The 16,124-nt window shown below is 41.9% G+C and carries 10 protein-coding genes; 8 read left to right on the forward strand and 2 right to left on the reverse strand.

The genetic code is table 11. The annotated features are described in order from the left end of the window. The first annotated feature begins 86 nt into the window (after positions 1 to 86). The 6 genes from QQK00_RS02355 to QQK00_RS02380 all read left to right on the forward strand — a co-directional run bounded on the left by QQK00_RS02355 (position 87) and on the right by QQK00_RS02380 (position 8,452). The gene (locus tag QQK00_RS02355) at positions 87 to 2,912 is read left to right on the forward strand and encodes a 2-oxoglutarate dehydrogenase E1 component (RefSeq protein ID WP_284217541.1); all 2,826 of its coding nucleotides are present in this window, start codon (positions 87 to 89) and stop codon (positions 2,910 to 2,912) included. Between the two features lie 9 nt (positions 2,913 to 2,921). After that, complete coding sequence (odhB, locus tag QQK00_RS02360; protein WP_284215877.1) at positions 2,922 to 4,412, forward strand: 2-oxoglutarate dehydrogenase complex dihydrolipoyllysine-residue succinyltransferase; 1,491 nt, start codon at positions 2,922 to 2,924, stop codon at positions 4,410 to 4,412. 127 nt (positions 4,413 to 4,539) lie between these two features. Next, on the forward strand, positions 4,540 to 5,706 hold the full coding sequence (gene sucC / locus QQK00_RS02365) for an ADP-forming succinate--CoA ligase subunit beta (protein ID WP_284215878.1): 1,167 nt from the start codon (positions 4,540 to 4,542) through the stop codon (positions 5,704 to 5,706). Further along, on the forward strand, positions 5,706 to 6,578 hold the full coding sequence (gene sucD / locus QQK00_RS02370) for a succinate--CoA ligase subunit alpha (protein WP_284215879.1): 873 nt from the start codon (positions 5,706 to 5,708) through the stop codon (positions 6,576 to 6,578). Before sucC ends, sucD begins: the two co-directional genes overlap by 1 nt. A 261-nt stretch (positions 6,579 to 6,839) precedes the next feature. Next, a complete protein-coding gene (locus tag QQK00_RS02375) occupies positions 6,840 to 8,036 on the forward strand; it encodes a hypothetical protein (RefSeq protein ID WP_284215880.1) in 1,197 nt (398 codons plus the stop codon). Next, positions 8,036 to 8,452 carry a hypothetical protein gene (locus tag QQK00_RS02380; RefSeq protein WP_284215881.1) on the forward strand — a complete coding sequence of 139 codons (417 nt, stop codon included), beginning with the start codon at positions 8,036 to 8,038 and terminating at the stop codon, positions 8,450 to 8,452. The genes QQK00_RS02375 and QQK00_RS02380 overlap by 1 nt, the downstream gene beginning before the upstream one ends. Before the next feature lie 5 nt (positions 8,453 to 8,457). Here QQK00_RS02380 and QQK00_RS02385 read toward each other — a convergent pair whose 3' ends face one another. Further along, on the reverse strand, positions 8,458 to 10,521 hold the full coding sequence (locus tag QQK00_RS02385) for a putative bifunctional diguanylate cyclase/phosphodiesterase (RefSeq protein WP_284215882.1): 2,064 nt from the start codon (positions 10,519 to 10,521) through the stop codon (positions 8,458 to 8,460). Positions 10,522 to 10,965: 444 nt separating this feature from the next. On the opposite strand from QQK00_RS02385, the gene QQK00_RS02390 reads away from it, so the two are divergent. Both QQK00_RS02390 and QQK00_RS02395 read left to right on the forward strand, forming a co-directional pair. After that, positions 10,966 to 13,752, forward strand: coding sequence for a TonB-dependent receptor (locus tag QQK00_RS02390; RefSeq protein ID WP_284215883.1), 2,787 nt, complete (start codon positions 10,966 to 10,968; stop codon positions 13,750 to 13,752). A 189-nt stretch (positions 13,753 to 13,941) separates the two neighbouring features. Further along, positions 13,942 to 15,435: a tryptophan halogenase family protein gene (locus tag QQK00_RS02395; RefSeq protein ID WP_284215884.1), complete on the forward strand. Its 1,494-nt coding sequence runs from the start codon at positions 13,942 to 13,944 to the stop codon at positions 15,433 to 15,435. A 52-nt stretch (positions 15,436 to 15,487) separates the two neighbouring features. Here the strand turns inward: QQK00_RS02395 and QQK00_RS02400 are convergent, their stop codons facing one another. Beyond that, positions 15,488 to 15,856: a DUF4870 domain-containing protein gene (locus QQK00_RS02400; RefSeq protein ID WP_284215885.1), complete on the reverse strand. Its 369-nt coding sequence runs from the start codon at positions 15,854 to 15,856 to the stop codon at positions 15,488 to 15,490. Between the last annotated feature and the right edge of the window lie 268 nt (positions 15,857 to 16,124).

The following is a 16,124-nucleotide window of genomic DNA, read 5'->3' on the forward strand; positions in this document are numbered from 1 at the left end:
AAAAGCTGCCGATATGGCAGTGGATGATTTAAAAAAAAAACTACTTAGAATACAATACAGTAATCAACAAAGATCAAGGCTAAATGATGCAAAATGGCGCGATGAAAGCGTGGTGGGATTCTTCTCATATGGCAGGCGGAAATGCTGCTTACGTTGAAGAGTTGTACGAAGCTTATCTTGATAACCCTCAAAATGTACCAGAAAATTGGCGATTAATTTTTGACGACCTCCCGAAAGTCGAAGGTGTTGCCGTAGAAACCAAACATTCAAATATTCGCGAAGACTTTAAGAAGATGGCCGCGCTAGGCCCGCTTGCACGTGCAGGTAATGGTAGTATGACATCGAGTGATGCACCCTCTGATGAGCGCCAAGTTAAAGTACTCCAGCTAATAAACGCCTTCAGGTTCAGAGGTCATCAGCATGCGAACCTTGATCCATTAGGATTGTGGCAGCAAGAGCGTGTTAGAGATCTAGAGCTTTCGCACCATAATCTTAGTGAAGCCGATTTTGACACAATGTTCAATTTGGGCTCCTATGCAGTTGACGCTGAAAAGCTTAAACTCGGTGATTTGTTTAAATCATTAAATCGTACGTATTGCGGTTCTATCGGTGCTGAGTACATGCACATTACCGATACAGAACAAAAGCGCTGGTTACAACATCGCATCGAATCGGTAGAAGCGAAGCCGGTCGTGGAACGTGATGACAAAATTAAGATCCTTAAAGGGCTGATTGCCGCTGACGGTATGGAAAAATACCTTGGGTCAAAGTTTACTGGAGCCAAACGTTTTTCACTGGAAGGTGGGGACTCACTTATTCCAATGCTGAAAACGCTCATTAGCGAAGCCGGTGTTGCAGGCGCTAAAGAAGTTGTTATGGGCATGGCCCACCGTGGTCGACTAAATGTATTAGTTAATGTATTGGGTAAAAATCCTTCCGTATTATTTGATGAATTTTCTGGTAAGCATGACGATTCTTTGGGTGCGGGTGACGTAAAATATCATGCAGGTTATTCGTCTGATTTTGCTACGCCGGCAGGGGATGTTCACCTTGCATTGGCGTTTAACCCATCCCACTTAGAAATTGTAAACCCAGTAGTTATTGGTTCTGTAAGAGCAAGACTCGCTCGTCGCGGTTGTAAAGACGGTTCGATGGTATTACCTATTACAATTCATGGTGATTCAGCGATTGCCGGGCAGGGCGTTGTACAAGAAACATTCAATATGTCACAGACTCGTGGGTTCTCAGTCGGTGGTACGGTGCGCATTGTCGTGAACAACCAAGTGGGCTTTACGACGTCGAAAACTGAAGATACACGATCAACACAATATTGTACTGATATTGCAAAAATGGTTCAGGCGCCGATTTTCCATGTCAATGCTGATGACCCAGAAGCAGTAATGTTTGTGACTAAGCTTGCCCTTGATTATAGAAATAAGTTTAAGCGTGATGTGGTTATTGACCTGGTGTGTTACAGACGCCATGGTCACAACGAGGCTGATGAGCCGAATGCAACTCAGCCGCTTATGTATCAAAAAATCAAAAAACATCCTGTGCCACGTCAAGTGTATGCAGATCAATTAATTGCCGAAGGCAGTATTGAGCAACATGATGTAGATAAACTGGTGACCGAATATCGAGCCGCGTTGGATCACGGTGCCTGTGTGGTTGAGGAATGGCGTCCAATGACAGAGCATTCTGTCGATTGGAGTCCTTTTATTGGGCATGATTGGGATGTTGAATATGACGGCGCATTGTCTAGTGAGACGATAGTCAGCTTAGGAAATGCGATTACCAATGTCCCTGAAAAGTATCGATTGCAATCGCGTGTAAATAAACTTTACAACGATCGAAAGTTGATGATGAACGGTGAACGTTTGTTAGATTGGGGCATGGCAGAAAACTTAGCGTATGCGTCAATGCTTGCTGAAGGCATAGATATTCGTATCACAGGGCAAGACTCTGGTCGTGGTACCTTCTTCCATAGACATGCTGTGTTACACAATCAAGATGACGCATCAACGTTGATACCTTTGCAACATATTTCTGATGACCAAGGGAGTCTAGAAATATATGACTCGGTATTGTCTGAAGAAGCAGTAATGGCGTTTGAATATGGGTTCGCTACAGCTGAGCCATCTACACTAACCATATGGGAAGCGCAGTTTGGCGATTTTGCCAATGGTGCACAAGTGGTGTTTGACCAGTTTTTATCGTCGGGTGAAGCAAAATGGGGGCGTTTATGTGGCCTCGTTGTATTGCTTCCTCATGGTTATGAAGGGCAAGGGCCTGAGCATAGTTCTGCTCGACTTGAGCGCTTCTTGCAGATGTGTGCTGATCATAACTGGCAAGTTTGTGTTCCATCTACGCCTGCGCAAGTATATGCAATGCTACGCAGACAAATGGTGAGACCTATGCGTCGTCCACTAATTGTTATGTCGCCAAAATCATTGCTTAGACATCCGCTAGCCGTAAGCTCTATAGACGAGATAGCAAGCGGTGTGTTCCACAATGTCATCGAAGAAGTAGATGATTTGGACGCGAGTAAAGTTAAACGTGTGGTGATGTGTTCTGGTAAAGTCTATTACGACTTGTTAGAAGAACGTCGTAAGAATGAACAAACGGATGTTGCGATTATTCGTATTGAGCAGTTGTATCCATTCCCACAAAAAGAAATAAATGAAATTTTTGCCCCTTACAGTCATGTAACAGACTGGGTATGGTGTCAAGAAGAGCCGCAAAACCAAGGTGCTTGGTATTGCAGCCAGCATCACTTTTGGGAGTCTATCCCAACAGGTGCAAAATTAGTATATGCAGGACGTGATGCCTCTGCTTCACCAGCAGTGGGTTACGCCGCAATTCACAGTCAACAACAGAAAGCGTTGGTCGAAGACGCACTCACGATTAAATAGGAAAAGCCGATGGCACATGAGATTAAAGTTCCAGTATTACCTGAGTCTGTCGCAGATGCGACAATTGCTACATGGCACGTTAAAGCCGGTGATAAAGTGACGCGCGACCAAAACCTTGTTGATATTGAAACAGATAAAGTAGTTTTAGAGGTTGTTTCTCCTGCTGACGGCGTTGTTGGCGATATTTTATTTGAAGACGGCGCCACTGTACTTGGCGAACAAGTAATAGGCAGCATTGATGAAGCTGGAGCTGCTAGTACCTCAGAACCTGCGCCAGCCGCGGCAAAAAGCAGCGCACCAGCCGCTTCAGGTAAAGAATCTGAAATTAATGTACCAGTACTGCCAGAGTCGGTTGCTGATGCGACGATCGCGACATGGCATGTTCAGGTAGGAGAGCAAGTTAGTCGTGATCAAAATTTAGTCGATATTGAAACCGATAAAGTAGTATTGGAAGTGGTTGCGCCAGCTGATGGCTCACTTAGCGCTATCTTAGCGGAAGAAGGTGCGACGGTTACCGCTGAAGAGCTTATTGCAAAATTTGTAGAAGGCGCAAGCGCCGGTGCACCAGCGAGTGCATCGGCGTCTGCCGCGGATGAATCTGGTGATGAAGACGCATTGTCTCCATCTGTTAGACGTTTACTTGCTGAAAAAGACATCGATCCTGCATCTGTTAAAGGTACCGGCAAAGGTGGTCGCATAACGAAAGAAGATGTCGAAAAACACCTTAAAGCAGCACCTAAAGCATCTGCAAGTGTGCCTAGCGCGAGCACTGATGACATTCCAAGTGTTGCAGCAGGCGAACGTACTGAAAAACGCGTGCCAATGACGCGTCTTCGTAAGACCATTGCTAATCGTCTACTAGAAGCGAAAAACTCAACGGCAATGCTGACGACATTCAATGAAGTTAACATGAAGCCCATCATGGATTTGCGTAAGCAATATCAAGAGAGCTTTGAAAAGCGCCATGGCATTCGCCTTGGTTTTATGTCTTTTTATGTGAAAGCCGTAACTGAAGCCCTTAAGCGCTTCCCAGATGTAAATGCATCTATTGACGGTGATGACATTTGTTATCATAACTATTTCGATATCTCAATTGCAGTGTCTACGCCGAGAGGTTTGGTGACACCAGTGTTGAAAGACTGTGATGCGTTGGGCATGGCAGGAGTTGAGAAAAGCATTAAAGCGCTTGCGCTTAAAGGCCGAGACGGCAAATTGTCGTTAGATGAGCTACAAGGCGGAAACTTTACAATCACTAATGGTGGTGTGTTTGGTTCGCTTATGTCGACGCCGATCATTAATCCACCGCAAAGTGCTATATTAGGTATGCACAAAATTCAAGAGCGTGCGATGGTCGTTGATGGTAAGATAGAGATTCTTCCAATGATGTATTTGGCATTGTCTTATGATCATCGAATCGTTGATGGTAAAGAATCGGTTGGATTCCTTGTAACCGTGAAAGAAATGCTCGAAGATCCAACACGCCTATTGTTGGATGTTTGATAAATAAATAAGGAAGCAATCAGCTTCCTTATTTAAACAAAATTGCGTCGAAGTCAACGGCGATTTCGACGTCCCTTAACCAGACTAGATCCCTAGTCTATCACTCTAAAAGATCGGATAAATCACCATGAATTTGCATGAATATCAGGGTAAACAGTTATTCAAAGAGTACGGCTTGCCGGTATCTGACGGATATGCTGCTGATACTCCAGAAGCAGCTGTAGAAGCTGCAGACCGCATTGGCGGCGACGAATGGGTTGTTAAGTGTCAAGTACACGCGGGCGGCCGTGGTAAAGCTGGCGGTGTTAAGTTACTTAAAAACAAAGATGACATTAAAGCATTTGCTGAAAATTGGCTAGGTAAAAACCTTGTTACTTACCAAACTGATGCGGATGGGCAACCAGTAACTAAAATTCTTGTTGAGTCGTGTACAGACATCGCTCAAGAGCTGTACTTAGGTGCAGTTGTTGACCGTACTTCTCGTAAAATTGTATTCATGGCCTCTACTGAAGGCGGTGTTGAGATTGAGAAAGTTGCAGAAGAAACCCCTGAAAAAATCTTGAAAGCTGAAATTGATCCACTTGTGGGTGCTCAGCCTTTCCAAGCGCGTGAAATTGCATTCAAACTTGGCCTTAAAGGGGTTCAAGTGAAGCAATTTACTCAAATCTTCTTAGGCCTTGCTAAGATGTTTGAAGATTTAGACATTGCACTTATCGAAGTGAACCCTTTGGTAATCAAAGACGACGGAAACTTGCATTGTCTTGATGCAAAATTAGGTGTTGATAGTAACGCGCTATACCGTCAAGCAAAAGTACGCGAGATGCACGATCCATCACAAGAAGATGCGCGTGAAGCGCATGCTGCGCAGTTTGAACTTAACTATGTTGCACTAGACGGAAACGTTGGCTGTATGGTTAACGGCGCAGGCCTTGCGATGGGTACAATGGACATTGTAAACCTACATGGCGGCAAACCTGCTAACTTCCTAGATGTAGGTGGCGGTGCAACTAAAGAGCGTGTTGCAGAAGCATTTAAAATCATTCTGTCTGACGACAACGTAAAAGCTGTATTGGTGAATATTTTCGGCGGTATTGTCCGTTGTGACATGATTGCAGAAGGTATCATTGGTGCAGTCAAAGAAGTCGGTGTTAACGTACCAGTTGTTGTACGTCTTGAAGGTACTAACGCTGATCTTGGCCGTGAAGTATTGGCTGGTTCAGATTTAGATATCATTGCAGCAGAATCTTTAACGGATGCTGCTGAGAAAGTTGTTGCAGCTGCGGAGGGCAAATAATGTCAGTTTTAATTAATAAAGACACTAAAGTTATCTGCCAAGGCTTTACAGGTGGTCAAGGTACTTTCCACTCAGAGCAAGCAATCGCTTACGGCACAAAAATGGTTGGTGGTGTAACACCAGGGAAAGGTGGCACTGAGCATTTAGGTTTACCGGTATTTGATACGGTAAAAGACGCAGTTGCAGCAACTGGCGCAACGGCAACCGTGATTTATGTCCCAGCACCATTTTGTAAAGATTCAATCATTGAAGCAGCAGACGCAGGTATTGAATTGATTGTTTGTATTACTGAAGGTATACCTACAATCGATATGCTTTATTGCAAAGAATACGTAAGCAAAAAAGGCGTGCGTATGATTGGTCCTAACTGCCCGGGCGTTATTACACCTGACGAATGTAAAATTGGTATTATGCCAGGTCACATTCATAAGAAAGGTAAAGTTGGGATTGTATCACGCTCTGGTACTTTGACTTACGAAGCGGTTAAGCAAACCACTGACGAAGGTTTTGGTCAATCGAGTTGTGTCGGCATTGGTGGTGACCCAATCCCAGGCTCTAACTTTATCGACATTCTTGAATTGTTCGAAAAAGACCCTGAAACTGAAGCTATCGTAATGATTGGTGAAATCGGCGGAACTGCTGAAGAAGAAGCTGCTGAATACATTAAAGCTAATGTTACAAAGCCTGTTGTATCTTATATCGCTGGTGTTACGGCGCCTCCGGGCAAGCGCATGGGTCATGCAGGTGCAATTATCTCTGGTGGTAAAGGAACCGCCGATGATAAATTTAAAGCGCTTGAAGACGCCGGTGTAAAAACGGTGCGCTCTTTAGCTGAAATTGGTAAAGGCCTACGAGAAATCACTGGCTGGTAAGTATTTTTACTTATACTCATTTGCACACATAAAAACCCGGTTGTTTTACCGGGTTTTTTATTGCCTGTTGTTCTAATGGTGTCTGTGCTTACGTTAGTAAGGATCATATGGGATGTCGCAATTGTTAAGTTAGCGGAACTAAGCAGTCATTCAATATACATTTGTATAAAAATATATACGTAAAACCCCAATTCAATCCAAGCATACTTCACAGCGAATGCTATACTTTTTTGTAATTTAAAAGATTATGGAAACGAGTTTTTGCAGCTAAAAAAAACGTTAATATCAGCTATTTTGTCTGGACTAGTTTTTTTTCACCTACCTGCAACAGCATCTGAGTTTGCCGAGTTTTCTGCGTTTGGACGCATTGTGGGCGGTTACCTCGACACTGATGAAGCAAGGTACGAAGGCTACGACGATGAAGTCAGTTTTTCTCAACAATCTCTTATTGCTGTTCAAGGTGATTTTTCAATATCTGACACACTCACAGTGTCCGCACAATTATTAGCGCATTCTGGAGACGAACGACAATCTGGGGCTGAATGGTTATATCTTAGCTATAAACCCAATGTATCGTGGCGTTTTAAAGCCGGTAAAATGAGAACGCCGTTTTTTCGTTACAGCGACGTGATTGACGTCGGTTTTGCGTACCCTTGGATTTCGCCACCTCAACAAGTATATAGCTCATATTTTTTCTCTAATTATGAAGGCGTGTCCTCTACTTATCATTTTGACTATAAACAGACTCACATTGAGCTAGAGGCTTATTTCGGGATACATGACGATGAGTATTCATTTAGAGGTCGTGATATTCGACTAGATGTTGAAGAAATTGTCGGTCTACTTGCTACTGCAAACTACGGCAACTTAGGCTTCAGAGCGTCTTATATGCAGTCATCTAAATTTGACGCTGACATTCCAGAAATTAAAGAGTTTTCTGCAATATTGTCAGCTGCAGGGTTTCAAGATAACGCAAATTCACTTAGTTTTGATGGTACCGCGAGAGGTTATCAATTAGGCGTAAACTATGATTCATTAGATTATTTTTGGGCTGCAGAATGGATAAGTATTCGTTCTGATGTATTAACGGTGCCTAATGTAGACAGTTACTACCTTAGCGTCGGTTACAATTTTGATGGCATTCAAACACATGTGACCTATGCAGGGTCGAATGCAACTGTAAAAGCAGCACAAAACTTTATCCCTAAAGGTGTAAACCCTCAGTTAGATGCGTTGTCGTTTGGTTATGACAATTTTATCGATAACTTGTTGGTTGATTCTCTCAAATCGATTTCAGTGGGTCTTCGTTATGATTTTATGCACAATGTTGCCGCAAAAGTAGAAGTCAGCTTTTTAAATGGCGAGCCGGGTGAAGACGCATTTTTCACTGACATTAGTACAAACTCTTTTGACCGAAAGGCAAGGCTCTATCAAATTGGCCTTGAGTGGGTGTACTGATGAAAAGCGTGACGCTATTGTTTTTATTTTCAATCATTTGTTTTAATACAAACGCTGATGACAGCACGCTTATTATTGTTGCAAATACAAAGAGTGCACCAATCGACATAGAAAAAAGGCAAGTACGAGATATTTTTATGGGGAATAATAGTAGTATTCCGCTACTGCCTGTCGCCTTGTCGCCCAAAAGCCCAGTCCGTTTTCTATTTAATACTAAAATTGTCGGATTGACTGAATCCAGAATACAGTCTTACTGGGCGCAAATGCGCTTTAGTGGACGTAATAAACCCCCTCAAGAGTTTGATAGCGTAGATTCTTTGTTAGCATACGTGCAAAATAATGAGGGCACAATTACGTATTTGCCATCAACTATGGATATACCTGATGGCTTAACTGTCATCTATTCTACTGAATAAATAGATTATTTCTGTAAGGCGGTAAGCACCGAATTTAGCGGTTCAGGTTTGCCAAAATAGTAACCTTGTAGTGTATGGCAACCAAACCCTGCTAAGAGATCACTTTGTTCTAGCGTTTCAACGCCTTCAACACACACCTCCAGATTTAACGCGTTTGCCATATCCACGATGATGTTAGTGATAATGGCGTTGCGTTCTGACACGCAAATATTGTCAATAAATTGCTTGTCTACTTTTAGTGTATCAATGTCTATTTTTGTTAAATAGCTCAACGAAGAATAACCCGTGCCGAAATCATCCAATGCAATAGAGCAACCCATTTCTTTTATACGTGATATGAATTGGTTGGCCAGTTCGAAATTTTCCAGATATGCAGATTCAGTAATTTCGAACTGCAGATTCATAGGGTTTATATTGTGTTTTTCGAGTAGTTTACCAACTAAGGTGACCAGTGAGGTGTCCTTTAAGTCATGTGCAGATAAATTCAGCGATACTTTTATTTTTCTATTAATGTCCAGTATTTGCTGCATGTCTTGTATGACTTGATGTACTAACCAGTATGTAATTGCTGAGATCTTGCCACTTTGCTCCGCCACTGGAATGAATTCAGCTGGAGAAACGTTTCCAAGCTTTTTGTTATCCCAACGCGCAAGGGCTTCATATCCAACCACTTCACTCAAGCTATTTACTTTAGGTTGATAACGTAGGCTAAATTCATTTTCCTTAATCCCATCATTAATGTTGTTGGCTATATTGAGCTTTCTTCTGCTTGTTTCTATCATTGCTGGTGAGAAGATAAGGTGAGTATTTCTGCCGGAAGCTTTTGCTTGATACATCGCGACGTCGGCATTGGTGATAAGTTGAGATATTTTGTAATTGGCTGATTTAGCGTTTGCGATGCCTAGGCTAGTACCAACCTGTACCTTCCAGTTATCAATATTCATTGGAGTAGATAGGTGTGAAATGAATTTTTGTGCCTTTATTTCAATTTGTTCAACGTTGAATGTTTCTTCAAAAGAAATTAAGAATTCATCCCCGCCTAACCTAGCCACGTTTGCGTTGTTATCTACAAAACTGACTATTTTTTCTGCAATATTTTGGAGTAGCTTATCCCCAATTTCATGTCCAAACGAGTCATTGACCTGCTTAAAGCCATCGAGGTCGAAAAAGAATAAAATGATGTCAGTGCGATAGATTTTTGCCTGTTCTAGAGAGGCGTTAAGTTTTTGCATAAAAAACTGTCTATTGGGTAGCTCTGTTAAACTGTCGTAGTTGGCAAGTTTTTCCATGGTTTTTTGTTGCGTGAGCAACAATCTATTTTTTTGCTTGTTTTTGTCTACCTCTATGTTTATTGCTTCCAACATACTGTTTAGACCTTGGGTAAGGTCTCGTACTTCCTGTTTACCTTTTAGCTCAGCGACGAGGCTATAGTCATTTGTTTCTCTTATTTTCCGCATGAAGCTATTCAGACGGACAAGGGGCAATAAGGCTTTATGTTGAAAACCTAAAATAATCAAAATTGCGAAAATCATCGTGATTAAGGCCCAAGGAATCACCGAGCCTAATAACTTGTATTTACTCTTAGTGAGTGGTTCAGATATGTCGTTTACAATGATTAGATAACCGAGTGGGAGTTGCATATCGCCAATTCGTTTCTTCGCCAAAATGTTATTATTTATTTGATGCATACCTTCAGAGTACGCGTAATATTCGTCATAATTGACCGGCGGTAATGACATGATTTCTTCAACTGAGTGGCTATTGGTAATCACTCTGCCTAAATACGAACTAATAACATTGTTGTCGTTATCTAAGACGGCCGCGTAGCGAACATTGTCGTATTGGCCTAAACGTAACAATATTCTATAAATGGTGAATTCATCTTGTTCATCGACCGATGGAATGAGATCGACGGCTAAGTTTTCAGATAAACCGTTTAAGTCCTTACTAGCAGACTCTTGATATAGCGTATCGAACGACGCGATCGATAGCCATACGGTCAATACACTTACAAAAGTGATTGACGAGAAGGCTAATACGGCAATTTCCACTCGCAAGCTTTTAGTCATTTTTTATTTTATACCACTGCTGTATACCAATGCATTGAAAGGCAAGATAAATGCATCTTCTTATGTTCATACGTTTATCTTGTCTATATCGGCCTACATTGTCATTTCGCCATATTGATTTATTCACCTATTTTTGCATCTTTGATAATGGATTATGTGAAATTTTGTAAGCGTTATACCAGAATACAGCCAACTTTCACGCCTTCAAAAGGAGGCGTTGATGTAGCGCCTTAAGTGATATTAATCCTTTTAAATACAGCAAGTTGAGCCATCAATACGCGATCCAAAAAAGTGTGTATTGTTAAATAAATGTTTAAAAAATATTGTGAATACGTATGCAGAAGTTTGTCATTCAGATGTGCTTGCCATTAGTATGCACCCGTCAATAAAAATAAGCACAGTACGCGAATATGACTGACCGTACATAAATCATGGGACACTCTGATGAAACAATTTAAACCTAATTTAATTAAACTAGCGCTACTCAGCAGCGGTTTAGCATTTACTTCAACAAATGCTATTGCACAAGAAGCCCCTGCTAGTGAGGATAATTTAAACGTTGAAGTCATTGAAGTGTCGGGTATTCGCGGTTCACTCATGCGAGCGCAAGCGATAAAGATGGACAACACATCTATTGTCGAAGCGCTATCTGCAGAAGATATTGGTAAATTACCAGATACGTCAATTGCAGAGTCGTTAGCAAGGTTACCTGGTTTATCCGGTGAGCGCCGCAACGGTCGCACAAGTGGTTTGTCGGTACGAGGTTTTAATGAAAATTATGTGGGTACCAGTTTAAATGGTCGAGAGTTGTTGGGCATGGGGGATAACCGTGGTGTCGAATACGATTTATACCCGTCCGAAATAGTATCGAATGTACTGGTTTATAAGACACCCGAAGCAGGCCTATTGCAACAAGGCATTGGCGGTACTGTAGATTTACAAACGATTAATCCGCTAGGTAAGGATAGAACAATTACATTTAATGGATTGTTAGAGAAAAATGGCTTGGATTCAGCTAATCCAGATTTTGATGATGAAGGTCATCGGTTTTCTCTAAACTATGTGGATTCTATTAATGATGACACGTTGGGCATCGCATTAACGTTTGCATCAATGGAATCGCCTAGTCAAGAACAGCACTTTAGAGGTTGGGGGTATACGAATGCAAACCCTGAAAGAGCCGCTGCTGGTGTAACTGTGCCTGAGGGCACCTTAATACTTGGTGGGCATGATTCATTTGTTCGTTCATCTTTAATGGATAGAGACTCGCTTGCTGCAGTAATTCAATGGCAACCGTCAGATAAGTTATCCCTAAAATTAGACGCGTTATACATTGATTTTAAAGAAGACAAAATTAAACGTGGTCTTGAAGAAGGCGGCCCTGAATGGGGGACGAGTGAATACACAATCACAGAAGTAGACAATGGTCTTGTCACTGCAGGTACGGTTCAAGGTTTCCACTCTGTCATACGTAATGATGCCGAAAGTACTGAAGCCGATTTAACGACATTGGGCTTAAACGTTGAATATGAAATCAATGATACTTGGGTTGCCGAATTAGACATTTCTACTGGTTCAGTTGAAAAAGAGCTGCAAGATGTTGAGAGTTACTCTGGGGTTGGCCGTGCTGGTGTTGAAGGCAGACCTATTACACCAAGAGCGTTTACAATGACGTCGACCGGCGCTGTTTATAGCGATCACCCAACAATTGCAGGACCAGATTTAACAGATCCTAATTTAATTCGCTTGGCTGGCCCGCAAGCATGGGGACATCCGCTTATAGGGTCTGACGCACAAGATGGGTTTGTGAATAACCCGCTGTTTGAAGAAGATTTAACGACAGCGCGTTTTCAGGTTACTGGGGCGGTAGATTACGGTGTAATTGCAGATGTTGAGTTTGGCGTCGCGTTTTCTGACAGAGAAAAAAGCAAAGATAACAATGGCTTTTTCCTGACATCACCAGACTATCCAAATTCAGGACCAATTCCTAATGTCTTAGGTGTTGCTAATTTAGGGTTTTTAGGTATTGATGGTGTATTGGCCTATGACAGCTTGTCTTTATTCAATTCTGGTTTTTACACAAGTACCGACGCGGGACTGGTTGAACCAAATCGCTTAGGTGATACTTATACCGTTAAAGAAGAGTTAGCCACAATTTATGCGAAGGCAACAATTAGTACTGATATTGGCGATATGTACTTGCGCGGTAATTTTGGATTGCAAGTGGTGAGTGCTGACCAAATGTCATCGGGTTTCTCCGTTACTAGTGACGCACAAGGGCTAGTTATTGCGGCGCCGGTAGAAGGTGATGACAGTTACACTGACGTATTGCCAAGTTTGAACCTAAGCTTAGAAGTCGCAGAGGGGCAATTTGTGAGACTTGGTGCATCGAAAACAATTTCGCGCCCGCGTATGGATGATATGCGTCCTAATAATCAGGCGACCTTTGCGTTTAATGACCAACAGATTTCTACGACAGATCCTCAACGTAGCGCATGGTCAGGCAGTGGCGGTAATCCAATTCTTAAGCCATATGAAGCCAATCAGTTTGATTTAGCTTATGAGTATTATTATGCGGACGACGGCTATGTGGCTGGGTCTTATTTCTTCAAAGATTTAACTAACTGGCACAGAACGGCAAAAGTGGTTCAAGATTTCTCAGATGTGTATATTCCGTCATTGCATCAAGACTCACAGGGTAATACACCTGCGACTTTCCTTGGGTTAGTTGATTCACCTGAAGATGGTTTGCAAGGTTTTGTACGTGGCTATGAATTGCAAGCCAGCTTACCATTTCATATTGTGAGCGACGCACTTGAAGGGTTTGGTATATTTGCAAGTGCTACTTTTTTAACTGGCAACTTTAAGGACGGTACACGTGTACCAGGCTTGTCTGAAGAAAGTTATCAGATGACGGCATTTTACGAAAATTCTGGCTTTGAAGCACGTGTTTCAGCGAGAAAACGTGATGATTTTGCTACTGAAGTACGCGGCTTGAGCCTGTCTTTAGCTGAAACGGTTGATCAAGGTTCTACATTGGTTGACGCGCAAATTGGGTACGATTTCAGTGAGTCTGGGATTGATGCGCTTGAAGGTTTACGAATTACACTTCAAGGTCAAAATCTAACAGATGAAGAAACGATTCAGGCGAATGAAGCAGATCCTAGACAAATTACTCAGTATCAAGTATTCGGACGTAATTTCTTATTAGGGTTTAATTACAGCTTTTAATGTATTGAATTCATTGTGTGAGGTTGTACCTCTGTGTTGCTCGCTAACGAAAGTTAGCGAGTTTTTTCATTTACAATGGGTTTGAGCGTGATGATCTTATATTTGTTTGAAAGAGGCTTTGCGCCATCCTTATGCATTGTGTTTACACCTAGTTTGTGTCATTTATGTCTAATAGGTAAAAGGTGAACAATGAATACAATTAAAAGAGTCGTGATTGTGGGTGGGGGCACCGCGGGTTGGTTAACCGCCGCTTTGTTGCAAAAAGTGATTGGGCCGTCTATTCATATCGAATTAGTCGAATCTGAAGATATTGGCACCGTTGGTGTGGGTGAAGCCACAATACCACCTATTAGATTAGTGAATCAGGTACTGGGTATTAACGAAGCTGAGTTCATTAAAGAGACTAATGCGACGATTAAGTTAGCTATTCGCTTCGAAAATTGGCGAGTGAATGGCGAAGACTATTATCATACCTTTGGTGCACCCGGTCGTTCGATGGCTTTTTGTCATTTTCATCATTTTTGGCAACGGGCTAAACAAGAATGTGGGGAAAAGCATAGTTTATGGGACTACGATTTAAATTATTTATGTTGTGAAGCTGGAAAGTTTGCGCAAATCAACGCCAAAGATCCTGTCCTCGAATTACCTCATGCCTATCATTTTGATGCGTCTGCTTATGCACGCTTTTTGCGAAAATATGCCGAAAAATTGAATGTAGTGCGCACAGAAGGAATCGTAGAACGCGTAATTGAAGACCCTGTAAATGGCGACATTACCGGGGTAATGTTGAAAGATGGTAAGCAGGTCAAGGGGGATTTTTTTATTGATTGCTCTGGGTTTAGAGGCCTATTAATTCAGCGACACTATAACGTTGGTTATGAAGATTGGACACATTGGCTCCCCTGTGATCGTGCGGTAGCAATGCCTTCTGAGCGTCATGAAAATACCGCGCCGTATACTCGTGCTATTGCGCATGAAGCCGGTTGGCAGTGGCGTATACCGCTGCAACATCGTAATGGTAATGGATTAGTTTATAGTAGTCAGTTTTATAGTCAGCAAGAAGCAGAGGACTTATTGCTTGCCAATCTTGATACTAAAGCGCTTGGCGATCCCCTACATATTCAATTTAGGACCGGCCGCAGACGACAACAGTGGCATAAAAATGTCGTTGCCATTGGCTTATCTAGTGGCTTTTTGGAGCCACTTGAAAGTACAAGTATTCACCTTATTCAATCTGCGATTACTAGGTTGATTCACCTGTTTCCGCATAATGGTATGAGTGAGGCCAATACTGCTGAATATAACCGGCAATCACAGATAGAATATGAACAAATCAGAGATTTTATCATCCTGCATTATTACGTGAATGAGCGAGACGATTCTCGGTTTTGGAAACAAATGCGTGAAATGTCAGTACCGGAGAGTTTACTGCATAAGATCAAACTGTTTCGGGATAGTGGTAAATTGTTTAGAGAACAGAATGATCTTTTCTTGGAGTCTTCATGGTTACAAGTGATGCTAGGACAGGGCATTGAACCTACTGACTATCACCCTATTGCGAACGCAATGTCACAGGCACAATTGTTAAATATGATGAAGCAGTTGCGAGATATTAAACAAGAGCCCATAGCGAAACTACCTACACATGACGCATTTTTGGCAAACTATACAAAGGCGGTTTAAGCCTTAATATATTATGCGAGTGTGCCTGACGTACAGTGCTTATGCGCGTCGATTATTTTAAGAATTTAATCGTAACCGGGTATTCCCACAGTACACCATCATGCGCTTTAATCGCGCCGACTACTGCAAAGACAAGTGCACAAATGCCGAGTACAATAAATGCAAAAATTCCGACAAGAATAAAGGTTAACACAAAGCATACCAAGCTATAAATGATTGCGCTCAGCACCCAATTTACGATTACTTTGCCGTGATTATCTATGTCGCGGTTGTGCTCTTTATTTGTTAACCACATAACAAGAGGGAGTATTAACCCGCCGAATGGAATAATAAAACCAGCAAGTTGACTTAAATGCATCGCCATTAAATACACCTTTAGCTCCATGCCCCACGGTTTAAATTCTTCTATTTCGTTTTCCATTTCAATCTCCTTGTCAACATTGCACATAATTATTGTGCGTTCACATGTCAGTTTATGCGTAATCTTTAAATAGAACAAGGGGTTCACCTTATGCTCAGCGTTAGCTACTTTCTAGTTTTTCACCCTTTAATTCAATGAATACGTATGCACATTAATGTAAAAAAAATGTCAAGAATGTAACATTTCATAATCAATTGATGAAAAAGCATACAAACTCATCACAACTATCATTGTCATGTGGCAATGAAATCAGTTAGCAATCAAGTCG

It is taken from the genome of Agaribacter marinus (assembly GCF_030160655.1).
GTDB classification, from domain to species: Bacteria; Pseudomonadota; Gammaproteobacteria; order Enterobacterales; family Alteromonadaceae; genus Glaciecola; species Glaciecola marina.